The sequence below is a fragment of the Candidatus Rhabdochlamydia porcellionis genome (assembly GCF_015356815.2).
Classification (GTDB): Bacteria; Chlamydiota; Chlamydiia; order Chlamydiales; family Rhabdochlamydiaceae; genus Rhabdochlamydia; species Rhabdochlamydia porcellionis.
The window spans coordinates 1,402,694-1,424,114 of the sequence record NZ_CP075585.1 but is presented as its reverse complement, the minus strand read 5'-3'; the positions used below and the strand labels follow the sequence as shown (position 1 = coordinate 1,424,114).

General features: G+C 34.6%; 21 protein-coding genes and 1 pseudogene. 9 read left to right on the top strand and 13 right to left on the bottom strand.

Going from position 1 to position 21,421, the window contains the following annotated elements:
* Window positions 1-45 precede the first annotated feature (45 nt).
* Window positions 46-249, bottom strand: coding sequence for an IS630 transposase-related protein (locus RHAB15C_RS06740; protein WP_194845105.1), 204 nt, complete (start codon window positions 247-249; stop codon window positions 46-48).
* Window positions 250-355: 106 nt separating this feature from the next.
* Between RHAB15C_RS06740 and RHAB15C_RS06735 the strand changes: the two genes are divergently transcribed.
* A complete protein-coding gene (locus tag RHAB15C_RS06735) occupies window positions 356-616 on the top strand; it encodes a hypothetical protein (protein WP_194845106.1) in 261 nt (86 codons plus the stop codon).
* Window positions 617-727: 111 nt separating this feature from the next.
* Here RHAB15C_RS06735 and RHAB15C_RS06730 read toward each other — a convergent pair whose 3' ends face one another.
* A complete protein-coding gene (locus tag RHAB15C_RS06730) occupies window positions 728-1,927 on the bottom strand; it encodes a hypothetical protein (protein WP_194845107.1) in 1,200 nt (399 codons plus the stop codon).
* A 283-nt stretch (window positions 1,928-2,210) separates the two neighbouring features.
* Window positions 2,211-2,594 carry a hypothetical protein gene (locus tag RHAB15C_RS06725; RefSeq protein ID WP_194845108.1) on the bottom strand — a complete coding sequence of 128 codons (384 nt, stop codon included), beginning with the start codon at window positions 2,592-2,594 and terminating at the stop codon, window positions 2,211-2,213.
* A 280-nt stretch (window positions 2,595-2,874) separates the two neighbouring features.
* On the opposite strand from RHAB15C_RS06725, the gene mutL reads away from it, so the two are divergent.
* From mutL to RHAB15C_RS06710, 3 genes are read left to right on the top strand one after another with little or no spacing between them, the layout of a single operon-like run.
* On the top strand, window positions 2,875-4,566 hold the full coding sequence (gene mutL, locus RHAB15C_RS06720; RefSeq protein WP_194845109.1) for a DNA mismatch repair endonuclease MutL: 1,692 nt from the start codon (window positions 2,875-2,877) through the stop codon (window positions 4,564-4,566).
* Window positions 4,550-5,623, top strand: coding sequence for a M24 family metallopeptidase (locus RHAB15C_RS06715; RefSeq protein WP_194845110.1), 1,074 nt, complete (start codon window positions 4,550-4,552; stop codon window positions 5,621-5,623). Before mutL ends, RHAB15C_RS06715 begins: the two co-directional genes overlap by 17 nt.
* Before the next feature lie 23 nt (window positions 5,624-5,646).
* Window positions 5,647-7,443: a sensor histidine kinase gene (locus RHAB15C_RS06710; protein WP_194845111.1), complete on the top strand. Its 1,797-nt coding sequence runs from the start codon at window positions 5,647-5,649 to the stop codon at window positions 7,441-7,443.
* On the opposite strand, the gene RHAB15C_RS06705 is transcribed toward RHAB15C_RS06710, so the two are convergent.
* Both RHAB15C_RS06705 and RHAB15C_RS06700 read right to left on the bottom strand, forming a co-directional pair.
* A complete protein-coding gene (locus RHAB15C_RS06705) occupies window positions 7,440-8,291 on the bottom strand; it encodes a hypothetical protein (protein ID WP_194845112.1) in 852 nt (283 codons plus the stop codon). The genes RHAB15C_RS06710 and RHAB15C_RS06705 overlap by 4 nt on opposite strands.
* Entirely contained in the window at window positions 8,288-8,866 is a 579-nt protein-coding gene (locus RHAB15C_RS06700; protein WP_194845113.1) for a type II secretion system protein, read from the bottom strand. The genes RHAB15C_RS06705 and RHAB15C_RS06700 overlap by 4 nt, the downstream gene beginning before the upstream one ends.
* A 197-nt stretch (window positions 8,867-9,063) precedes the next feature.
* Here RHAB15C_RS06700 and RHAB15C_RS06695 point away from each other — a divergent pair, with 197 nt between their 5' ends.
* The 3 genes and pseudogenes from RHAB15C_RS06695 to RHAB15C_RS06685 all read left to right on the top strand — a co-directional run bounded on the left by RHAB15C_RS06695 (window position 9,064) and on the right by RHAB15C_RS06685 (window position 10,083).
* Window positions 9,064-9,663, top strand: a complete 600-nt coding sequence (locus RHAB15C_RS06695; RefSeq protein ID WP_194845114.1) for an RING finger protein — start codon at window positions 9,064-9,066, stop codon at window positions 9,661-9,663.
* Window positions 9,653-9,880 (top strand): annotated as a pseudogene (locus RHAB15C_RS06690) (transposase family protein); the annotation flags it as partial. The gene RHAB15C_RS06695 and the pseudogene RHAB15C_RS06690, both read left to right, overlap by 11 nt.
* 2 nt (window positions 9,881-9,882) lie before the next feature.
* Window positions 9,883-10,083: a hypothetical protein gene (locus tag RHAB15C_RS06685; protein ID WP_194845115.1), complete on the top strand. Its 201-nt coding sequence runs from the start codon at window positions 9,883-9,885 to the stop codon at window positions 10,081-10,083.
* A 107-nt stretch (window positions 10,084-10,190) separates the two neighbouring features.
* On the opposite strand, the gene RHAB15C_RS06680 is transcribed toward RHAB15C_RS06685, so the two are convergent.
* From RHAB15C_RS06680 to RHAB15C_RS06670, 3 genes are all read right to left on the bottom strand, one after another.
* The gene (locus RHAB15C_RS06680; RefSeq protein WP_194845116.1) at window positions 10,191-11,276 is read right to left on the bottom strand and encodes an isopenicillin N synthase family dioxygenase; all 1,086 of its coding nucleotides are present in this window, start codon (window positions 11,274-11,276) and stop codon (window positions 10,191-10,193) included.
* Window positions 11,277-11,380: 104 nt separating this feature from the next.
* Window positions 11,381-12,538 (bottom strand): cation:dicarboxylate symporter family transporter, encoded by a 1,158-nt coding sequence (locus RHAB15C_RS06675; RefSeq protein ID WP_194845117.1) that lies wholly within the window; start codon window positions 12,536-12,538, stop codon window positions 11,381-11,383.
* Between the two features lie 70 nt (window positions 12,539-12,608).
* A complete protein-coding gene (locus RHAB15C_RS06670) occupies window positions 12,609-14,453 on the bottom strand; it encodes an OPT family oligopeptide transporter (RefSeq protein ID WP_194845118.1) in 1,845 nt (614 codons plus the stop codon).
* A 350-nt stretch (window positions 14,454-14,803) separates the two neighbouring features.
* On the opposite strand from RHAB15C_RS06670, the gene RHAB15C_RS06665 reads away from it, so the two are divergent.
* Window positions 14,804-15,652, top strand: coding sequence for a hypothetical protein (locus RHAB15C_RS06665; RefSeq protein WP_194845119.1), 849 nt, complete (start codon window positions 14,804-14,806; stop codon window positions 15,650-15,652).
* A 180-nt stretch (window positions 15,653-15,832) separates the two neighbouring features.
* On the opposite strand, the gene RHAB15C_RS06660 is transcribed toward RHAB15C_RS06665, so the two are convergent.
* Window positions 15,833-16,279 carry a hypothetical protein gene (locus tag RHAB15C_RS06660; protein ID WP_194845120.1) on the bottom strand — a complete coding sequence of 149 codons (447 nt, stop codon included), beginning with the start codon at window positions 16,277-16,279 and terminating at the stop codon, window positions 15,833-15,835.
* A 100-nt stretch (window positions 16,280-16,379) separates the two neighbouring features.
* Here RHAB15C_RS06660 and RHAB15C_RS06655 point away from each other — a divergent pair, with 100 nt between their 5' ends.
* Window positions 16,380-17,360, top strand: coding sequence for a hypothetical protein (locus RHAB15C_RS06655; protein WP_194845121.1), 981 nt, complete (start codon window positions 16,380-16,382; stop codon window positions 17,358-17,360).
* On the opposite strand, the gene RHAB15C_RS06650 is transcribed toward RHAB15C_RS06655, so the two are convergent.
* From RHAB15C_RS06650 to lipA, 4 genes are all read right to left on the bottom strand, one after another.
* Window positions 17,346-18,089, bottom strand: coding sequence for a metallophosphoesterase (locus tag RHAB15C_RS06650; protein WP_194845122.1), 744 nt, complete (start codon window positions 18,087-18,089; stop codon window positions 17,346-17,348). The genes RHAB15C_RS06655 and RHAB15C_RS06650 overlap by 15 nt on opposite strands.
* Entirely contained in the window at window positions 18,089-19,330 is a 1,242-nt protein-coding gene (locus RHAB15C_RS06645; protein WP_194845123.1) for a sugar phosphate nucleotidyltransferase, read from the bottom strand. The genes RHAB15C_RS06650 and RHAB15C_RS06645 overlap by 1 nt, the downstream gene beginning before the upstream one ends.
* Window positions 19,331-19,525: 195 nt before the next feature.
* Complete coding sequence (locus RHAB15C_RS06640) at window positions 19,526-20,452, bottom strand: glycosyltransferase family 2 protein (protein WP_194845124.1); 927 nt, start codon at window positions 20,450-20,452, stop codon at window positions 19,526-19,528.
* 53 nt (window positions 20,453-20,505) lie between these two features.
* On the bottom strand, window positions 20,506-21,420 hold the full coding sequence (lipA, locus tag RHAB15C_RS06635; protein ID WP_194845252.1) for a lipoyl synthase: 915 nt from the start codon (window positions 21,418-21,420) through the stop codon (window positions 20,506-20,508).
* Between the last annotated feature and the right edge of the window lies 1 nt (window position 21,421).

The window sequence follows — 21,421 nt, the reverse complement described above, 5'->3', positions numbered from 1 at the left end:
CTCTCTTTTCTCATCATCTCTTTCTTGATAGAAGGGCGTCTTTTTTTAAAGTAATCTTTCGGCTATTTCTTTTAAGTAGCTATCCGGATTTTCTTGAAGGTACGCTTTTAGCTTTTCTCCTTCAATTTTATTAGGACGTCTTTTTCTTGTTTTATTAGGAGCTAAGGGCCTTTGTTCTTTTCTCTTGATCCAATTAAATATGCTACGCGCCGTCACTCCAAAGATAGGAATATGCCATGTAAGCATCATACTTCTTTGTCGTGAAAGTTTAAAGTTAAATTGCTATAGTATGTGTTAACCTATTTGCCACTGTATTGTTTGGTTTTCTTAATATAATAAAAAGGTGAGTATGGACATGAGCACAGATTGGCTTCCAGCGTTTGGCTTCATTATAAGCATTCTAGTTCCAACGATTAGTGGATTTGCTTGGATGGTTCACAGAATGGATGCAAGGATTGAAAAAATGGACAATCGCATTAGCAGTATAGAAAATCGTATTAGCAATATGGAAAATAAACTTACTGCTGTTGATATGCGAACAAGCTTTATTGAAAGGCTTTTAGAAATGATCAGATCCTCTCTAAAAATTCCTCAAAACGAAAAAACAGATCAATAAGAATTTTGTTTTCTGATCTCTTTTACGATTTAATTTATCATTTGTATTAGCTTTCAGAACAGACTCAAATGGGGTTATCTTTATTAAAATAAAGATAACCCCAAAAATGATTTATCCTGCTTTCATCATTTGTCCAAATTCAGTAATTGCTTGTCCTGATTGCTGGCCTAGTTGCGCAGATCTATCGGAAGTATTCTCCACAAACATTTTTTCAGTAGCACCTAACTGAGAGTTAATTTTTTGTGTTTGGGTGTTAAAAAAATTAATTAGGTTTTGGGAGAGCATGAGCTTTTTATCTTCAGGACCTAATTCTGTCATCCATTCAAGGCTTGGTAGTTCTGGATTTTTGTAAGCTGCAATACAGATGCTGCCAGCTGATAAACCAGTAATTAATCCTGAAGTGATTCCTGCTGCCAAAGAAGACGAGCCCATAAGCCCACCTCCTATTGCAAGCGTTCCACTTAAAAGTCCCATCCCAGCTAGAGCTCCTATGCCTGTTAGAGCTAGAAAGCAAAGACCGAATACCGCTATAGTAAGTATTGCTGCGCTTGCTGCGCTCATATGGCGACCTTGCACGGACTGATTAGCCTGATTTTTTATTGCTTCAGCGTTAATCTCTAACTGAGCTGTTTTTACTTTTGTTTGTTCTATGCCTGCTAACATGGTTTTATCGTTTTGATCCATTTGGCTTTTAGCAAAAGCTAGAAAGAGTAAAAGCACATTGCCTATTTTAGGCTCTAATTGTTGATTTTCCATTAAAGAAGCTGTTTGTTTTTCCAATTGATTAATGAGCTTTTTTTGTTGCTTTAGAGAAGTGTATTCAGTCTCTATATTACTAATTTCTTGTAGAGTATTTAAGATAAGATCTGCTTTTTTTGGATCTAGCTCTTTTAGTTTATTGGCTGTTTTTTTGAGCTGGCTGATATTTTCTTTTAATTGCTTAATAAGTGGTTTTAGTTCTTTAGGTGATATAGATGCCAATTGAGAAAATTTTTGTTCTATGAGAGGATCAATAAACATAAATTCTTTTTGCATTAACTGATCAGAAAATTTTGATCTTTGTTTTGGTGATAAGCTTTCTAGAATAGAGAGCTCTTTTTCGATCTCTTCTAGATTCTGTTTATTTAAAGGCATATCAGGTGGAATCATAGGTTTTATTTTGAAATTTGGTAAAGGTTGTTTTTTTAGTTGTTCAGGCTTTTTTAAATTTTCCGAAATTATTAGAGATTGTTTTATCTCTTCTTGAGCAATGTTTTGCTCTTTAAAAGAATCTGGTATAGATTGAGAAGTAGAATTTATGATATCTGACATAGGTTCCTTGTTTATAAGATTTATTGCTGCTAGTTTGAGAGGCAAAGATTTGTAACGAGGAAAGTGTCAATATTTAGTTACTTATTTTAAGTAGCTATATTTTCAATTGTATTTAGAATGAGTAGAGATTAATTCTAGCAACTGTATTTTTATTAGTGAAACAGTTTAAAATTTATGCTCCTTTATTTAATTAAATCATAAAGATGAATTAATTAAATGGGTTTTTTTATTTGTATGTTTTTTAAATTTTATATAGTAACTATAAAAAATAAGTATAGAAACATTAGACTTCTTGGAAGACCCTAGGGTTAGATAATACAACTACGGTGTTGCCAAGTATACATTCAACCCTTTTTTTTGTTATAGGAAGAGGTTCTGTTTTTAAACAAGACAATAGAGAAGAAACACAACTTCTAATTTCTGTATCTAGCTTTTTAAGGATTTCTTCATTCGGGAATAGGATCTTTTTATTCTTAGGATCAAAACAAACAGATGTATCGAATAAAACTTGTTGAGCATTAAAATCTACTCCGTGTTTTCTCCAAAACTTAATAATATACTTTTGTGTTAGGGGGATTTTTGGAAGTATAGTCTCTTCTTTTGCAATGCAAAAAGAAGTAGAGAAATGATATGTATGGCAGGTGGCTTGGAAATCTGAAATAGACATATTTATCTTCCTATTTTTTTTGTTAAGAAATATTTATAAAAATAAAAAATAAATATCAAATAAATATTTATTTAAGTCAATTGTAAGATTTTTAAAATATATTGAGAGTGCAACACGTAAACACGTATCTATTTTACAATCCTAAGGAAGTGCGTAATTTCTACAATTTTTATGAGAGGTTGCCTTTAGAAAGAAAATAGAGGAGAGATCAGATGTGTTATTTTATGTCTTGTTCTTTTACTATTTGTTAATCTATCCATATCATTTTTTTAGAAGTTATATGAAAATCAGAACTTTAGATGAACAAACTATTAATCAGATTGCTGCAGGAGAAGTAATAGAGAATCCAGCATCAGTGGTAAAAGAGTTAGTAGAAAATGCTGTTGATGCTGGAGCATCTCAAATTAAGGTAGAAATCTTTAGTGGAGGGTTTCAAAGCATTATTGTTAGTGATAACGGGTCAGGCATGAGCCAAGAGGATGCTTTACTTTGCTTTACGCGTCATGCTACGTCTAAAATTCAGAAAGTAGAAGATTTATCTTATTTATCTACAATGGGATTTAGGGGAGAGGCACTTTCTTCAATTGCTGCTATTTCTAAAGTTACATTAACTACTTCTTATGAATTAGTGGGGCTTAAACTGGAAGTAGAAGCTGGTAGAGTTTTATCCATAGATCCTGCTCCTAGATTGAAAGGGAGTAGCATAGAGGTGCGTTCTTTGTTTTATAATGTTCCTGCACGCAAAAAATTTCAAAAGAGCGTTTCTGCAAGTAGTGCAGAAATTACCAAATTAATGACCTTTTTGAGTTTAGCTTATCCAGAAATAGGGCTTTCTCTATGGCATCAAGATAAGAGAGTCTTTGATTTTTGTGCTTCTGAAAATAGACAAGAAGAAATGCTTGCTCGTGCTAAAACTCTGCTTAGCGATGATTTTGTAGAGGATATTCATGTAATTGCGCATAAGCAAGAGAACTATGAGGTAATGGGATTTGTGGCTTCTCCCTTAAGAGTGCGTGTAAATCGTTCGGGGCAGTACCTATTTGTCAATCGTCGAGTTGTTGTTTGCCCCAGTTTTAGTTATGCGGTGCGAGACGCTTTTTCTACACGAATTGAAAAAGATCGTCATCCCTTGTTTGTTCTGCATTGTACAATGGCTTCTCATTTAATAGATGTAAATGTCCATCCACAAAAAAAAGAAATTCGTTTAAAAGAGGAAAAATATACGAAAAACTTGATTCGATTAGCTGTGGAAAGGGCATTAGAACAAAGGAGTAGAAACCAGCCTAGTGTATCCATGTCTATTTCGTCTGAGCATCAAGAAAGCTCTTTTTGGAGAAAAGAACCATTTGCACATGTTTTATATGATTCTTTACCCAAATTCAAACAAGAATCATTTATAGAAAATACTCTTGAGGTCATAGGGTTGTTTTCTCATTATCTTTTTTTACATCCCCAATCCACTTTATTGAAAATAGTAGAGGCAAAAAAGGCCATAGCCATGATAGGAGTTGATTTATATGCAGCAGAATCAAAGATTTTATTCGATGAAATGTTGAAAAATCAAGAACCTAAGGGATCTCAAACTTTATTGTTACCTGACACTGTAGTTTTTTCCAAAGCAGAAGGCGAAGGAATATTGTGCATATTAAATGAGTTGCATCAACTAGGTTTGAAGGTTTATCCCATTGGCGAGGCTGCTTTTTTGATAGAGGCTATACCAGAATTTATGAAACAAGATCAAGTAAGAGACCTCATATTAGAGTGTCTGCAAGGTAGCAAAGAGCAGGGAAATAGAAAATATGCAGCTATTTTATGTAGATGGGTTCGTAAAAATAAGCAGCCATTTTCACAAGATAAAGCCTTGAGATTAGTGAAGCAGTTGCTTTGTTTGCCAGACCCTCTTTTTTGCCCTTTAGGAAAAAGAATTATAAGCTGTATTACACAGGTACAAATAGATGATTGGTTTAAGTGAAAAGGAAATTTTTTTGAAAAGAGTAGCTAGGTTATGGGAGCAATTAGAGAGTTCTATAGAAGCGTGTTTAATTGAAGATCCCGTAGATCTTTATTACTTGACCGGTTTATCCCTATCTAAAGGGGCTCTTTTGTTGACTCGAAAAAAACAGCTATTACTTGTAGATGATCGATATTTTCAATCAGCTATAGAAAAAGTAGTTGTAAAAGTTGAAAGAGATCAACCTGTTGCCTGGGAAGAATTTCTTGTGCATAGCTTGTTAAAAAAAATAGCCTTTGATTCTGAAAAGATATCTTATGAAAGATATCTTGAATTGCAGAAGTATAATAAGGAGTTTATTGCTCACCCTAATTTACTTAAAAATGTAAGAGCAATTAAAGATGCGGTTGAGATTGGGAAAATTACCATGAGTGCTCAACTCTTAAGACGAGGCTTTTCTCATATTTGTTCTCTTTTAAAAGTAGGGATTACAGAAAAAGAATTGTCTAAAGAATTTGAGATCTTCTGTCTGCAGCAAGGAGCGGATGGTTTGGCTTTTGAACCCATTATTGCTTTTGGTAAAAATAGTGCAATGCCTCATTACCATAGCCAAAATGTTGCTTTGCAATCAAAAGATATCGTTTTAATAGATATTGGAGTAGTTGTTGATTACTATCATTCCGATATGACAAGAGTTGTTTTTTTTGAGGAACCGCACTTGCAGCTTTCTTATTTATATCAGATTGTAAAGCAAGCTCAAAAAGCTGCTTTAGATCTTTGCGCTCCAGGAACCACACTTGCAGAACTTGATTTAGCAACGCGAGCGATATTTAAAAAACATGATTTAGAGTCATTTTTTGTGCATAGTCTAGGTCATGGAATTGGCTTAAGAACTCACGAATTTCCTCGAATTTCTCATCAAGGAAAGGAGGCACAAGTGATTTTGCAAAAGAATATGGTTGTAACAATTGAACCAGGATTGTATCTACCAGATATTGGTGGAGTGCGATATGAAGATATGGTTCTTATTACAGAAGAAGGGTATCGTTTCTTTTATCCCATTGATCCAGATGAATAATCTGTAAAAAAAATCTATAAATCATGATGAAAAATAAGCTTGGATTTCGTCAAAAAATTATACTCAGTCATATTTTTTTATTTGTGGTGTTCATTGCTTTTGCTTTTCCGTTTATTACTAAATCAGTGCAAAGAATCGTATTTAATAGTTTACATGTAAGCACTTCTTATCTTGTGAATTTATTAGATAAAGCAAGAAATGAACAACAAATTTTAACTCTTCTACAAGATGCAGATGATTATATTTTTTTTCATGTTTCTCTTTTTAATGATAAAGGCAAAGCCTTATATGATTCTTCTTTAAAGCAAGTGATTGAAAAAGAAGAAATAAACCCTTTAACGAACTCAGAGGTTGTAGATGCTTTAGGTCACAAAATTGTGTATTTTATAGGCTATAATAAGCAAGAAGCAGAAAAGCTAGCGTATATTACATTGCCTTTTCATGTAAATAATCAAACATATATTTTGCGAACAGCTATTCCCTTTTCTCAAATGCATGAATTTACTCGTGAATTTGAAATGTGGTTTTTAGCTTTCTGCTTTCTGGCCATGTTATTTTTTGCTGCAATTACTTGGCTGATTTTCCATCGGATTAATTATCCTATTCAACAGATTATTCGTGCGATCAAACCCTATCAATTAGGAGTAGAAACCGTCATTAATCCAATTGTATTGAGCGATTCTATTGATGAAAAAGATCAATTTTACCAATTAGCACAAACATTAAATTCTCTTTCAGAGCACTTGCGTCTTCACATTAAACAAATTGTTGATGAGAGAAATGAAAAAGAAGCCATTTTAGATTCTCTAGGAGAAGGAGTTATTGCAGTAGATGCAGAGATGCATATTCGCTATATTAATTTTATGGCTAGTAAAATGCTAAGATTATCTAAAAAAGAGGTATTAGGAAATGTGTTTACCTTTGCTTTAGAAGAAATACCTAATGCTAAGCTACTCAATAGATGTAGACAACTGCTAGAAAGCTGTCAAAAAAAGCGTGCTTTATTAACCGATTCCATGATCGTTATCAATGGAAAGAAGAAATATATCGATCTTATTGCAGCTCCTAAAAATCATCGAAGCGGGGCTATTGTAGTTCTACAAGATAAGACTAGTCACTACAAAGTACTAGAGATGGGGAAAGATTTTATAGCAAATGCTTCTCATGAATTACGCACTCCTATTACTATTATTACAGGCTTTGCAGAAACCCTGCAAGATTTGCCAGATCTACCGCGTGATGTTGTTATAGAAATCACGGAAAAAATTGTTCGTAATTGTCAGCGTATGGATAGCTTGGTCAAAAATCTATTAACTCTAGCTGATTTAGAAAACCTTCCTCCCTCTCGATTTACAGAGTGTGATGTAGTAGCTATTGTAGAAACCTGTCGCCAAGTTGTATTGTCCATTTATGAAAAAGCAAAGATTCGCATTGAAAAAAATGAAGAATCGATTCTTGTAGCAGCTGATCCAGATATCTTAGAATTAGCAATTATTAACTTATTGGATAATGCTGCTAAATACTCTCCTTCTCCTGCTGAGATTTTGGTGCAAATTACACAAGCTTCAGAAGAGATCTCTATTACCATTCAAGACAAGGGAATTGGCATTCCAGCAGCAGATCTTGAGCATATTTTTGAGAGATTTTACACCGTGGATAAGGCACATTCAAGACGTTTAGGAGGAGCTGGATTAGGTCTTTCTATTGTAAAAACAATTATCGAAAACCATCATGGGGTTATTTCGGTGAAATCTGAGATGGGTGTAGGGACTACCTTTACTATTTTGTTACCTAAGCTAAAACGGATACTACCTGTTTAAGATTCTTTTCTAAAACTGATTCCGTTTTGGGTTTTTTTAGAAACTGCCTTTTTTTGATTTAATTGTGCTCGGCAATATTTTTTGATGGTTTCATACAAGGCTGTTTCTGTTGGGTATTGTTTAATCAAAGATTCTAGTTCCTGTTTGTTGAATAGCTTTGCTTTCCCACTCTCCCACTTCTTCTTTTCACCTGCAATAATTGTATGGGTAAAATCCTCTCCAAACATTGCTTGTAAAACAAGAAAATGAGCAGAGCATAAATAGCAACAAGCCTCGTTTTTATAAATCATTAAAAAATCGGCAAGTGGTGGGATCCCTTTTTTTTGTTTAATATCATATTGGTTAGTTCCTTGAATGATTTTATAATAGCTCTCCTGTAGAAGAGGATCTTCTGGCATAAGTTCGTTCAAAATAGGTTCGTTTAGTGTTTTTGCTTTAGCAAGCAAAGCATCTAACAAAGCACATGCAGCTTGGTTATCGGGCAATATGGCTGGGTAGATCAGACATAAAAGCCTAGCTGTAATAGCATAAAAAGGATGGTTTTGAGGTTTTTGTTCTTGAATCAAAGGATACAAATTCAATTGTGACCCTTTGAGCGCTTGTGAAAAACGAGGAGACTTGTATTCCGTTCTGCGGTTTATTGGAGTTTTAGGCAAGTTTCCTTGTTTTTGTATTGTAAGAGATTTATAGCTAAGACCTGCTACACCATTGAGATATTTTTGTTGCAGCTGATAAAAATCTTCTATTCCATGTGTTAATATCCCTGTCTCTTTTGTATTCTTTAATAAGGAGTTGAATAGGAAGGTAAAGATTGCAAAAATCGCAAAAATAAAAGGGAGTACATTCATGATTTTACACCATAGATAATAGGATTTTTTGGTTCTGTAACAAATAATACTAGATCATAGACATCCTGATCTATTTTTAAGTGTAAGCGAACCATTTCAGGAAGTTGTGCTTTTGTTTTCAACCACTCAGATTCCCAAGTAGCTTTTGTTTGATCAAATAGTTCAAAGGTAAAAACGTGGACATTTTCTAATAAGACCTCATCTCTTTTACTGTCTTGTTTAGAAAAAGTATTTAAAACAAGCTGCTTATATTCATTTACATAAAGCATAGAATGGATCGTTCCACAAAGATTTATATCTTTATCTTTATTATTATAGCAAAAGGATAATGCAGGATGATTTTCATAGGAATCTGTGCAGATGCCAAATTCGTTTTTAGTAAGAGAATTTATGATTTGATTTATTCTCAATCGCATCATTTCACGAGAAAAAATCGTTTGTTTTAGCTGAGTGATCTCTTGCTTTTTCTCTAGAGCTTGTCTAAGCAAGGAAAATAAAAAACTCAATATGATTCCTGCTAGAACCAAACCAATTAAAACTTCTAATAAGGTAATAGAGTGTTTTTTCTTAGGCATTTTTAAGTCATCCTTAAAGCAGATAATGATCTTAAATTATTTCTATATTTAAGATAAATAAGATTCCTCAATAGGAATTAATTGCTCTGATGCAAGCTTTTGTAGGTCTTTTAAGAATATTTTGTTTGTTAATTTGTAAAAGAGATAGTTTTCATTTTTGAATTAATTATTTTAAATAATTTACCAGGAGAATAATCATGACTGTTTCTATTTCGAATACTACTCAAGAAACATGCGCAATATGCCACGAAGATTATCAAGGGAAGGAAATATCTGATGTGACTAAGATTGTTGAACTAGCATGTCATCATTTCTATCATATTGGTTGTATAGCACAATCTTTAAGATATCAAGAAAATGAACAAAGAGATCTAGCTTGTTGCTATTGTAATCAAAAAGTTGCTTTATCTGCTCGAGCTGCAAATATTTTTGCTAATCAGGAAATATTCCAGGAAAGACTTGAAGAAATTAGAGAGGATTATAATTACGATGGTGAGGTAGTAGAGGCTATTTCTGTTCTTTCTAGCTTATACATTTCTCTTCATGATTTATCTAATTCATTTAAAGTGGAAGGAGAAGGGCGGAGACCAGATTTCTCTCAGGCTATTGGTGATTTGATTATAAAAAATGTGGAGATTAAAGAAAATTTAAAAGCAACTGTTTTGCACATTTTAGCAGCTATGCTAACAGGAGATCAAGCTTTAAGATCTGTGGATGGAGAAGCAAAAAGATGGAGAAACATTCCCTTTGAAAATTGGCCAGATAAAATTAAGCAAAAAGGTGTTAAAGCTTCATAAAAAAACACAAATGCCCAAAAGGAGAACTAAAAAAAATCCCCTAACAAAAGAAGATAAATGCAACAACCAATATCTAGCTAGAGAGCGCTCTATTAATGAAAATGTGATTGGCCTGCTTAAGAGGTTTAAAATACTCTCTGATCGTTATAGAAATCGACGGAAACGTTTTTGCTTAAGATTTAATCTTATAGCTGGAATTTATAATTGGGAGCTTTAAAATTGAGTTATGCAAGAGATCTAATACGTATTTCAGCAAATCATCTTAAAAAAGTAGTAGATAAGATTTTCGTGGATGCTTTAGCTGATCATTATCACAAAAAGGCTAATAATTTTTTACAATCTGCTCGTTCTTGGACTCCATGGATTTTGGGTGGGGTTGTAGCAGTTATATTAGCAAAAAAAGCTCTAGACAGACTTTAAGGCTCATTGCTATCCTGTTTTTTCTAAATTAGCAAAAACAGGATAGCTTATTAAGTGCTAATGTAAATCCTCAAAATAAATAGTTTCGCTTTGAGAGGGACATTTTGTTAAAAAACAAATCCTGCATCAAGAAGTGTTTTTTCAGCTTTTGGACTGAACCTACCTACTTCTTTGAGTTTTTTAATCGCACCAGATTGAACAAAAAATTCCATTAAAGAACTGGAAGCAAGTCCTAAATCAATGAGTCTTTCAGCAAGAAGCTCCATTCGGGTAATATTTGCATATTTTCTTATTCCACCTGTTTTTTCTATGCAGAAGGATAAAGGATCTAGGTGATCATCAGATCGAGGATGAACAAAAAAAACAACAGAATAACGCTCTTTTCCGCTGCCTGAATCTACTACGCGGTGAAAGGAGCTTTTAAAGTAGCCATTTGTTAGATTTTCTAGCATATCTCCGCAGTTAATGATAAGGGATTCATTGGGGACGACTACATCTATCCAATTGCCCTCTTTATTGAGTACTTGGAGTCCCTTGGCTGTAGAACGAGGTAGGATTGTTAAAAAATCGATGTCTGTATGAGCTCCTGCCCAAATTGCATTGTCTGGGGGGTTTGCGGGATAGTGGATTGCTCTCATTAAGCAATCCCCCTCTCTAGTCATTTCATTGATATAGCCAGGGCTTTGTTGAAGAATTTCGGTAATTGCATCTCCAAGGGCGTCTTTACATTTATCCATGGCTTGGAAAAGATCGATCATGGTCGATCTAAAGTCGGCTGGACTTTCTGGCCATACATTTTTGCAATATTTAAGCTTTTTTAATTCCTCTTTACTGAGCTCTCTACCGACATGGAAAAATTCTTTAAAATCGATTCGATTTTCTCCTTTTGCTGACTCTCCAGGAACATATCCTCGTTGTCCATCATTTGTTTTCATAGCCATTTTTTCATTAACGTCTCGATCAAAGTATGCGATGATTTGATCATAAGTACGGTCGAGAAGATCAATATCAACACCTGCACCGGTGAGACCAAAAAAGCCAACCTCAGATGCTGCTTTTTCAAGATTATTTAGAAAGTCTATCCGCGTTGATTCATTATAGAAGTCAGGAAGATGGAGAACTGGGATTGTTGAATCAAATGCAATTACAGTTGAAAGAAATGAAATGAATATCGTTAAGATGATTTTTCTCATTGCAGCCCTCAATTTTTTGTTTGTTTACTAAACACTGATCTTGCAACTTTCATTTTCTTTTTAAATGTATATGAGATGAAAGCTGTAGCAACATTTTATAAATATTACTTTATTTTTTCTAGTTTAGAAAAAACAGGTAGTTTATTAAGCACTAATGCAAATCCTCCATTTCCCAATATGTTTGCACAGGTGATGACAGGATCAAATAAGATATACAAAGCAGTTATTAAAGAAGACATTTCTGTGGTAAATCCTAGTTGACTCTCTAAGATAGGTAGCATGACAATAATTCCTCCACCTGGAATAGCTGCTACAGAAAACTTTGCTATGACAAAGTAAAGAGCAAATAATAGGTAAGCAAAAAAAGTGGGTTCAGGAATGCCAAAGTTTTTCATAACTGCAAAAGCAAAAATAGGAATAGCAAAACAGTCTCCGATTAAGTGCGTATTTACCGTTATAGGAGTACTTAGACGAGTTAAAGAAAGGTTTTTAGTATTTTTTTCAGTGCCTATGATTGTTAAAGGCATGGCAGCAGCACTTGACATACTGCTAAATCCCGTAAGAGCGGCTGGGAACATGTTTTTAAGCGTATGTAAAAAAGAGGATAGACAAAAGCGATTAGCCATCAAATAGATACATGCGATATAGATAAATTGAGAAATAGCTACCAATATGAAAATAAGAGAATAGTCATAAATAATTGTATGAATAAGCTGATCGTGAATCAACTTCATGACAAACCCGGAGATAAAGATAGGGATCACAAAGCTAAGAAAATTAAGCATTTTTTGAATTGCTTTTTCAAAATAGAGCGAAATTTTTAAACCAAGCATTGGTTTAAAAAGAGAAAAGAATATTCCGGAGAAAATCCCTGCAAACATCGCATGATCATTAGCAATCCATTTAGGCAGAGTAAGCGACCAAATAGGCATAAGAGCTATTTGATCTGTTGGCATTTTAATGTAAAGATTCAATTGATAGATAATGGCTCCTATCTGGGAACTAATTATTGTTGATAAAAAATTTGAACAGCAAAGGAGTATAAGAAGAAAAAAAATCACTTTTGTAGCGGTACGTGATAGCTGAGAAATCGTTTTAAATAGCAGCATGAAAATAAGGATAGGGAGTATAAAAATAAGTAAAGATTTTACAGACAGGCTCAAAGAATAGATAAACTGCTTGAGATAAACAGGAATAAACCGATCGATAGAGAGAATAAGAAGAATCATTGCCAAAAGTAGGATTGGCATTTTACGAAACATGAAAAAATCCTTTTAGAGGGAATTTTCTCACATAATCTGCTTTGCTCTCAACTGTAAATTTTTTTATGTATCAAGAAATTTTGTCTCTTTTATAAAAGCAAATGGCACCAAGCCCTGCTGCAAGAAGAAGAAAAACGCTTAAACTAATTGTGTTAGAAAAAAAAGGATGTTCTATTGCAGGGATAACACCAAGTACGGTTAACAGAGCGATGATCACACCTGTACAAGCATCTCCTGCTACAAGACCAGAAGCAGCTAATATACCTTTTTCAGAAGCTGTGGTCATATGTGCTGTTTTTTCTCTTTTTTTCACAAAAAAAGAAACAACTCCTCCCAACATCATAGCTGTGCTCAAAGAAAGGGGTAAGTACAATCCTAAAGCAAAAGGCAAAACAGGTAAGCGAAGTAATTCCATGGATAAACCTAAAAGTACGCCCACCAGAATTAAGGTAACAGGAATATTGCCTTGAATCACTCCTTTTGCAATTAAAGCCATCATGGTGGCTTGCGGAGCTGGTAACTCTGCAGAACCTAAGCCATAGGCTTGATCTAATAAATATAGAGTGGTTCCAATGGCAAGAGCTGGTAGGAGAATACCGATAATCTCTGCAATCTGCTGCCATTTAGGAGTTGCACCAAGTAAAAAACCTGTCTTTAGATCTTGAGAGGTAGTACCTGCTAAAGCAATAGCAATATTGACAACTACACTCATGGTTAATGCAGCAATCAAATAGATGCGCTCTGTCCAACCAATAGCGACAAAAATTAAACATGTCAGTAGAAGAGTTGTTAAGGTCATGCCAGAAACAGGATTAGAAGTACTTCCAACTATACCAACTGTTAGTGAAGTAACTGCTACAAAGAAAAACCCTAGCACAGAAAGTAGTACGATAGTCGTTAAATTCATGACAGATCCAGGAAAAAGCCAAAGAGTGATAATAATGGCTAAAGATCCAATAATGAGCCAACGAAGAGAAATATCCCGATCTGTTCTTGGTATGTTTTTTCTAGGAATTCTTTGGAATAGTTCTGTTAAACCAACAGAGAAGGTTTTACGGATAATAGGTGCAATCTTAATTAAACTAATCAATCCTCCAATAGCTACTGCACCAGCGCCGATATAACGAATATAATTTGCCCAAATCTCTTCAGCTGACATTTGTGTAACAGGTATGGTTGCTGGAAAAATAACGGTCTGGCTAGAGCCAAATAATTGGATTAAAGGAATGAGGATCCACCATCCTAAAGCTCCTCCCCATAATAGCAAGCTGGTAATACGGGGACCTACGATGAAACCTACGCCAAGTAATGCAGTAGTGCAATCCATACTAAATTCTGTTTTTTGAAAAAAAGGTAGAACCCATTTAGGAGTTTCTTTTAGCAGTTGAAAAGCTCCAGAAAAGCATTTATGAATAGCTCCTAAGATAATCCCTAAAAAGGCAAAAAAAGCCATTTTTGGAGAAGAATCTCTAGCCTGTAGAATTTGAGCACATGCAGTTCCCTCTGGAAAAGGGAGCCTCTTATGTTCATGTACAATAATGTAACGACGCATGGGGATCATGAACAACACACCCAAAATTCCACCTAATGTAGCTAATATAAAAATGCGCCAAGCGGATAAACGCTCTCCTAAAAAAAAGAGTGCGGGAACGGTAAAAATTACTCCAGCAGCCAGTCCTTCTCCAACAGAGGCGATGGTTTGTACAAGGTTGTTTTCTAAAATAGATATTTTTTTGCAAAAAGTGCGTAAGATAGCCATAGATAACACAGCAGCTGGAATAGAAGCAGAGACAGTTGTACCGATTTTCAAACCTAAATATGCATTACCAACTGCAAAGACTAATCCAAGTAGCATCCCTAGCAAGATGGCACGTAGAGTGAATTCTCTAGGTGCTTTTTCCGTAATATTTTTCATTGTAAAAAATCTTTATTTATTTTTGAAAATGCCGCGGAAAGAGATTTTTTACTATTCTTTTTTTATCCATTTCAAGTTTTTATTAAACAATTGTATCAAGAGTTCTTTCTGCATTTATTGTATACTTTTCGCAAAGAAAAAATAGAAGGATATACTCCTGCATCTTAAGTTATTAAAGATAAATTCCATTTAAAAGTTTTAAAGAAAATCACCTTTTTCATAAGAGTAAGCCTCTATGAACATGTACAAAAGGGCTGTCTATTTGTCTTAGGTTTTTAAAAACCATTCTTAGATTGAGCTGTTATTAATTTAAATTGTTATGTAAATTTTTATTTAAATAGGAAATTTATATGAGATGTGCTTCTAGCATAATTTTAAGCGGGATAAACACCTTAAGGAATCCTGATGGCTGGGAAAGGAATTGGTCTGATTCTATTGAGTATGCATCTATTTTCAATAGATATAGGTCGCAAACTGCAAAACTACGAGAAGTACAATTTATAAAATCAGTTGTAGGTCAAGTAGCTTCTCTTGTTATAGTACCAATAGCAATTGTAGAAACAATTGCTTATACAGTTTTAACAGTTATTTCTTTGGTTTTTTATCGCTATACCCACAAGCCTTATACATTTTCTATGAACCTCTTAAAAAGTAGCTCTTTCCTCATTATTTGGGTATTCTCTAAAATTGAATACTGCTGGTTAATAAGCATTAGAGAGGAGCCTTTAGGTTGGCTTCGATCAAATCGAGAAAGACAGCGTAGATTAGCTATTCTGCTAGTTATAAATGCTGTTATAGCTACTACAAGCTTTTTTTTTGGGAAGCATATGCTCTGCAACGAGCCCACTCATGAATCATTTGCTAGGCAAAGGATCAGCCCCGATTGGTTTTTTCGAGAGGAAGATAAAGCAGAAATCATTCGACAATACTTACCAAATGCAACAGATCATTTTATCCAACATTGTATACAAAACGATACAATTTGGGGAGATTTGATGTGGTTGCTAAATCTTTCTCCTAGTCAATTAGAGAACTGTCTTAGAAATTTAGACCAGAGATATAGGAAAGAGGCTATTATTCCTGTAGCTTCTGATGACGATGAAGACAACGAGGACTATACATATATTTGTACAATTGGATTAATGTCTTTAGTAGATCCTGTACAAGATCCTAACGGGTACAAGCCTTGTGCTGTATGAAAGAGAAGCTATTGTGAGAGCAAATTCAACCTCGCCTTATATAGGTGTCCATTAGAAATACTCGACTTGCTGGAAATGGACATAAGGCTTCCAAAAACAGAAATTCGAGCAGGGATCAGAGGGAAACAAGAGAGAATAGCAAGGAAAAGGAGAGGAAGAAAGAGCTAATAAAGAGATAGCTTAAATAGTACGAGTTTTTATGAAGAGCTGGTAAATGAAATATCTTTTTTTAGCTGTTGCGTTTTCTGGATATATCTCGATGAGAAAACGAATCAAATAGTGGTTCTTTTCTTGTAAATGTGTATATCCATACTCTTTTATGATCAATTTCTTAGAAGAAGAGCCCAATTTTAAAATAAGCAATTTAGGTGCTGAAAGCTCGATTTTTTCTTTTGAACCTTTTGCTGATAGAACAGCTAGAAATTTTTTTTCCTGGGAATACAGATCTTTTTTAATAGCGGAAAACTGGATATCAGCTAATCTACGTAGCTGCAGCTCTTGTAGATATATATATTCTTTTTGTAGAGCTTTTATAGGCAAATAAGCAAAAGGTAGGATCATAGTGCTAAGCAAAAATAAAGCGATCAACAGCTCTAGTAATAAGAAAGAGTATTTCTTGATTTTCATAACGTTTTCTAATCTACCTTTGATCCCTTTTTTTTGTATAGATTTGACAAAATATCTTTACGCATAGTAGTCTTAATATTTTCTTAACAGATATGGTAATATGCAATTACGTGGAAAGTCTCTCTATAATTTATTGCGAATAAAACACAACAATAATCCTAAATCTCAAGTTGCCCCCTGGCAGATAGAAGATTTACGAGAATTGAAGCTTGCTACTTTATTTACACGTCTGGGTAGGCTTGGTGTTTTTTTTGATGAGGTAAGTTTTGTAGAACAAGCTCAGCAATTTGATAGTCCAGAAGAATTAACTAAGCATATATGGCCAAAAGAGGAAGAAAACCAAGCTAAATGCTATCTTTTGCTATTTGAGTTGTGGCGTAGACTCCTGCCAGAAAATCTACCTATTTCTTTGTTTTGTGATCAATTAGATTGTTTAATAGAGGCATATGATAGTGGATCTTTGGTAGAAGCTGATCAACTACAAGAAGCTCTAGAGTCCTTGGAGGATATTCTTGACAATGCAGCAGATAAAGAAGGGTCTACGGAAGAGATTTTTTTATATGCATGTAGTTATTCTGCTCATGATTTAGAAGGTTTTATTCTCGATTACATTGCTGATCAAATGATAGAAGAAAATTATGTTGGCGCTTCTGAGTTATTAGATGGATTTTCTCCTTATGTAACTCATAAAAAACGCTTTGAAGCGTTAAGAATCTGCTTATTTCTATCAACGGGTACCCCATCTGCTTCTTTGATGTTCGATCGATTTTTAGGGTATTTACAAGAAGAACCCGATTTTGAATCCCTTTTGATTTTGATGGATTATTTAGCCTATCGGGGAAATCGAGAGTTTTTCTTTAAAGTAGTCAAACAAGCGCTTCTCTTTATGAAAATAGAGGAGCAATTTCAGGATGTGCTTGAAATGATTACTGAATATTATCATTACATGGACTTAGAAGAAGAAGAAAGACGCATTTCTCAAATTAGGAATACTCGTAAAGAGTATCCTGTAGAGGTCTTGTTAAACAAGAAAGATCCTGTTTATTTGGATATAGTTAAAGAAGTATTAGAGAACACGTAAAGGTTTAAAATCTAAATAATCGCAAGAGGTTAAAATATAGTGAATTCCGCGAGCTGTGCCAAAAGGAAGTGCGTTTCTTTTTACATTGTGTAGATGCCCAAATACGCAGTATTGTACCTGAAATCGTTCTAGAATTTCTGAAGCACGAGAAGGATTTAAGCGGGGGTCAATGGGAGGGTAGTGAGTGAGCGCAATACGAATACGTGCAAGAGGAGATAACTGTTTTAAGCTTAATTTCAAACGCTCAAGTTCTCTTAAAAAAATAACTTCTTGCTTTTCAGCACTCTCTTCTAAGGGTTTTTTTAGTAAGGGATTTTCTTTGAATTCGATATAGTCATTAAATTGATATTCGTAAGTATCCCATAGCCTACTGCCGCCGATGGCTATATCTTGCCATAGAATAGCATCATTGTGAATACATTGAATGGAAGGAGGCATAGCTTGTGCAAGCTTTGCTTTTGAGCTCCACCAATAGTCGTGGTTTCCTCGTAAAATGATTTTATGCCCAGGTAGGGCATCTAACCAGAATAAGTCAATAAGAGCTTCCTTTAGACGCATGGCCCAAGAGATATCTCCTGGAATCAACACCAAATCTTCTTTTTCAATACACTCTAGCCAATTTGTATGGATTTTATCGGTGTAATTTTTCCAAGCAGGACCAAAAACCTCCATAGATTTTTTAGGTGCGCCAAAACAAAGGTGTGGATCTGCAAGAGCCCAAATTTTCATTAGATAGTAAACCCATCAGGAACTTTTGTTCCAGATGTTACGATGATAATCCCATCTCGAATATAAATACCATGATCTTTAAAGGCGTCTAGGTGATTTATTGCATTTGGATTGGTCAATGTTACATTATTACCGATGATGGTATGCTCATCGACAATCACTTTTTTCAAAATGCAGTTTCTGCCGATAGAACAATATTGTGGCAGAGTACTAGGGGAAGGGAATGCACTAAGATTTCCCACCAAAACGCAAGCGTCAATGATACTATCAGAGCCTATTTTAATGCGCATACCAATGACACTATTGGTAATTTGAGAAGCTTCACTAATGGATCCTTGAGCAATAATGGAATCTATTACTTTTGTATCTCTAATTAAAGTACTAGGTAGTTGTTGCGCGGTAGTAAAAATAGGTTTGGCGTCAAGGTGGTTTTTTTGAGTTAGAGCTAAATTTGCTTTGTAATAGGAAAGAACAGTGCCAATATCTTCCCAATATCCCTCATGTTGATAGCAATAAGTTCCTCCCTTATTCACCTGTAATGGAATAAGATGTCTACCAAAATCATCCCCTTCTTCTTTTAGCAAATTAAATAAAGTTTCTCTTTTGCATAAATAAATACCCATGGATCCTAGGTATTTAGGTTGTAAAGTTGATTGGCTAAATCGTTTAAGAGTGGCTGCATCAGACGGTTTTTCAAAAAAGTCCAAAACTTGCTTGTTAGTAGAAATATTGAGTACGCCCATACGCTTTGCTTCTTGTTCTCCAACACTTAAAGCACCAATAATAAAATCGGCATTACTTTCCTTTGCAAAGGCAAATAGCTTATTAAAATCCATATTGTAGAGTTGATCTCCTGACAGAATTAAAAAGTACTCTGCAGAGGAGGCTTCAAAATGCTCAAGACTTTGCCTAATAGAATCAGCAGTTCCTTTAAACCAAACTTTTCGCTTAGGCGTTTCTTCAGGGGAAAGTAGTTGAATGTTGCTCTTATGAAACTGATCGAAATGATAGGTTTCATAAATATGTTGTTGCAAAGAAGAGGCTAAGTATTGAGTAATCACAAAGATTGAGTCTAATTTAGCATGTAAGCAATGAGAAAGAGGAATATCGATTAAGCGATGAGCTCCGCCAAAGCAAACCACTGGTTTACAGCGGGTTTGAGTAAGAGGAAATAAACGAGTTCCTTGCCCTCCTGCTAGGATAATACAGTCGGTATTTTGCGCAAAAGCGAACATATCCATGTAGTGTCTAAAATTATATTAAAATTGTTTATAGCATCAGATTTTAATAAATCTATTTAATCGTCTTTTAACAACTAATGAATTAGTAAGCAAGAGAGGTTATTTTATTTATATGATTTATAATTTATGTTTATAAAAGATAAAGTTTCCAAAGACCATGATCTAGAGAAGCCTTATTGAAAGAATCGTTGGGTTTTAACGAAAGTTTTTATGAGGACAAGGGCCTAAAAGCCCTCGGTAATAATCAAAGATGCCTTTTAATGCTGCACGATGTAAAAGGCGTGTTGCTTTAGTAAGCTGAGGATGAAAGGCATAAAAAAAAAGGAAAAATAGCTCTTTGGGGAATTGGAAGCAATAAAAAGCACGTTTTTGTTTTTTAGGAAGGTGATAGTTTAAGAAAGTTAAACGATTGCGAGAGTAAAAATAGTGCCATAGAGTCCCTCTATTTAAACTACAAGAAATCTTATGCCAAACTTTTGCTTGAGGTACAAAAAGACAGCTATAACCAGATTTTCTGATACGCCAACACCAATCTGCTTCTTCCCAAATAAGGAAAAATTCTTTGGATAGAGTGCCTACTGTTTTTATCACTTCTTTTGTCACAAAAATAGCACAACCACAGGCGTATTCAATTTCTGCAATATGATTATATTTGTTTGCTAGATCAATTTCTTTATAGCCCTTATGATAGAGGCGGAGGGTTTTAGAATGAAGAAATCCACCTGCATGCCAAAGCGTTATAGGTTCATCGTAGTAAAAAATTTTGGCACCTAAGCAACCAGCATTTGGATAGGTTTGAGCGGTTTGTACGAAGTGGATAAGTAGGTCTTTTGCAATAACCGTATCATTATTAAGTAAGAGCACATATGTGCATTCATGCTTGATTGCATAAGCTATTCCCTGGTTATTGCCTTCTGCATATCCTAAGTTTTCTGGCATAGATAAGAGAATAGCTTCAGGAAAAAGCTTTCTAAGTGTTATCCCATCAGTGGGATGTAGGCTATTGTCGACAACAATTGTTTCAAAGAGAGGGTAATCTAAAGCAAAAACCGATTGTAGACATTCAATTGTGTTTGCTAAAGATCCATAATGTAGAATAACAATGCCAACTTTAGGAGACATCTTATATAATTTCTTAAATTAAGTATTCTTTATATAAAGCAATTGGAAATATTTTAGAAAGAGACTTCTGTCATTAGATTTTTGACCTTATGTGCGTGGTAGCTAGATCGGACAAAGGGGCCGCAGAACATTTGTTTGATCCCTATTTCTTGACCGTAATCTGCATATTTTTGAAACTGCTCAGGTGTAATGAACTCTTTAACAAGAAGTTTTTTTCTATTTGCTTGCAAGTATTGTCCAATGGTAATGATATCACAGCCTGCTGTTCTAAGATCATCAATGGCTCTTTTAACTTGCTCAGGTGTTTCTCCTAAGCCTACCATTAAACCAGATTTGATAAATTGCGTTTTATGAGATTGTTTTACATAAGACAAGATATTTAAAGAACGAAGATAGGTTGCTTTGTGTCTGACTCTAGGAGTTAATGTTTCAACGGTTTCTAAATTATGATTAAAAATGTCTGGTTGTTCTTGGAGAAGAAGGTCAATAGAGGCATAGTCTTCTGAAAAATCGGAGGTTAATACTTCTATGGTTACTTCTTTGCATTCTATACGTATCTGGCGGATAATTTCTGCCATGTGAGAGGCCCCTTTATCGATCAGATCATCTCGTGCAACCATAGTGATAACCACGTGCTTTAATCCTAATTCTTGAGTGCATAGAGCAATACGTCTTGGTTCATCAACTTCAGGTTGTTTAGGATTTTTGGAAAAGTCGATGTCACAAAATCCACAATTACGAGTGCACTGTTTACCTAATGCTAAGAAGGTAGCTGTGTGATTGGAATAACATTCAAAACGATTGGGGCACTTTGCTTCTTCACATACTGTATTTAAACGATGCTTAGTTAAAATCCCTTGTGTGTATGTGAGATTTGAACCTCTTGGTAATTTTCGATGCAACCAAGAGGGGAAGCGTCCGGGTCTTAATAGTTGTGAAGAAGAGTAGGATTCAGGATTAATCGGCAGC

What these genes read in the sequence shown, in the direction of transcription:
- RHAB15C_RS06695 (WP_194845114.1), top strand. Translation starts at nt 9,064, where the DNA reads ATGACTGTTTCTATTTCGAATACTACTCAAGAAACATGCGCAATATGC.
- mutL (WP_194845109.1), top strand. Translation starts at nt 2,875, where the DNA reads ATGAAAATCAGAACTTTAGATGAACAAACTATTAATCAGATTGCTGCA.
- RHAB15C_RS06670 (WP_194845118.1), bottom strand. Translation starts at nt 14,453, where the DNA reads ATGAAAAATATTACGGAAAAAGCACCTAGAGAATTCACTCTACGTGCC.
- RHAB15C_RS06725 (WP_194845108.1), bottom strand. Translation starts at nt 2,594, where the DNA reads ATGTCTATTTCAGATTTCCAAGCCACCTGCCATACATATCATTTCTCT.
- RHAB15C_RS06660 (WP_194845120.1), bottom strand. Translation starts at nt 16,279, where the DNA reads ATGAAAATCAAGAAATACTCTTTCTTATTACTAGAGCTGTTGATCGCT.
- RHAB15C_RS06705 (WP_194845112.1), bottom strand. Translation starts at nt 8,291, where the DNA reads ATGAATGTACTCCCTTTTATTTTTGCGATTTTTGCAATCTTTACCTTC.
- RHAB15C_RS06730 (WP_194845107.1), bottom strand. Translation starts at nt 1,927, where the DNA reads ATGTCAGATATCATAAATTCTACTTCTCAATCTATACCAGATTCTTTT.
- RHAB15C_RS06735 (WP_194845106.1), top strand. Translation starts at nt 356, where the DNA reads ATGAGCACAGATTGGCTTCCAGCGTTTGGCTTCATTATAAGCATTCTA.
- RHAB15C_RS06640 (WP_194845124.1), bottom strand. Translation starts at nt 20,452, where the DNA reads ATGTCTCCTAAAGTTGGCATTGTTATTCTACATTATGGATCTTTAGCA.
- RHAB15C_RS06740 (WP_194845105.1), bottom strand. Translation starts at nt 249, where the DNA reads ATGATGCTTACATGGCATATTCCTATCTTTGGAGTGACGGCGCGTAGC.
- RHAB15C_RS06710 (WP_194845111.1), top strand. Translation starts at nt 5,647, where the DNA reads ATGATGAAAAATAAGCTTGGATTTCGTCAAAAAATTATACTCAGTCAT.
- RHAB15C_RS06665 (WP_194845119.1), top strand. Translation starts at nt 14,804, where the DNA reads ATGAGATGTGCTTCTAGCATAATTTTAAGCGGGATAAACACCTTAAGG.
- RHAB15C_RS06655 (WP_194845121.1), top strand. Translation starts at nt 16,380, where the DNA reads ATGCAATTACGTGGAAAGTCTCTCTATAATTTATTGCGAATAAAACAC.
- RHAB15C_RS06650 (WP_194845122.1), bottom strand. Translation starts at nt 18,089, where the DNA reads ATGAAAATTTGGGCTCTTGCAGATCCACACCTTTGTTTTGGCGCACCT.
- RHAB15C_RS06680 (WP_194845116.1), bottom strand. Translation starts at nt 11,276, where the DNA reads ATGAGAAAAATCATCTTAACGATATTCATTTCATTTCTTTCAACTGTA.
- RHAB15C_RS06645 (WP_194845123.1), bottom strand. Translation starts at nt 19,330, where the DNA reads ATGGATATGTTCGCTTTTGCGCAAAATACCGACTGTATTATCCTAGCA.
- RHAB15C_RS06675 (WP_194845117.1), bottom strand. Translation starts at nt 12,538, where the DNA reads ATGTTTCGTAAAATGCCAATCCTACTTTTGGCAATGATTCTTCTTATT.
- RHAB15C_RS06700 (WP_194845113.1), bottom strand. Translation starts at nt 8,866, where the DNA reads ATGCCTAAGAAAAAACACTCTATTACCTTATTAGAAGTTTTAATTGGT.
- RHAB15C_RS06715 (WP_194845110.1), top strand. Translation starts at nt 4,550, where the DNA reads ATGATTGGTTTAAGTGAAAAGGAAATTTTTTTGAAAAGAGTAGCTAGG.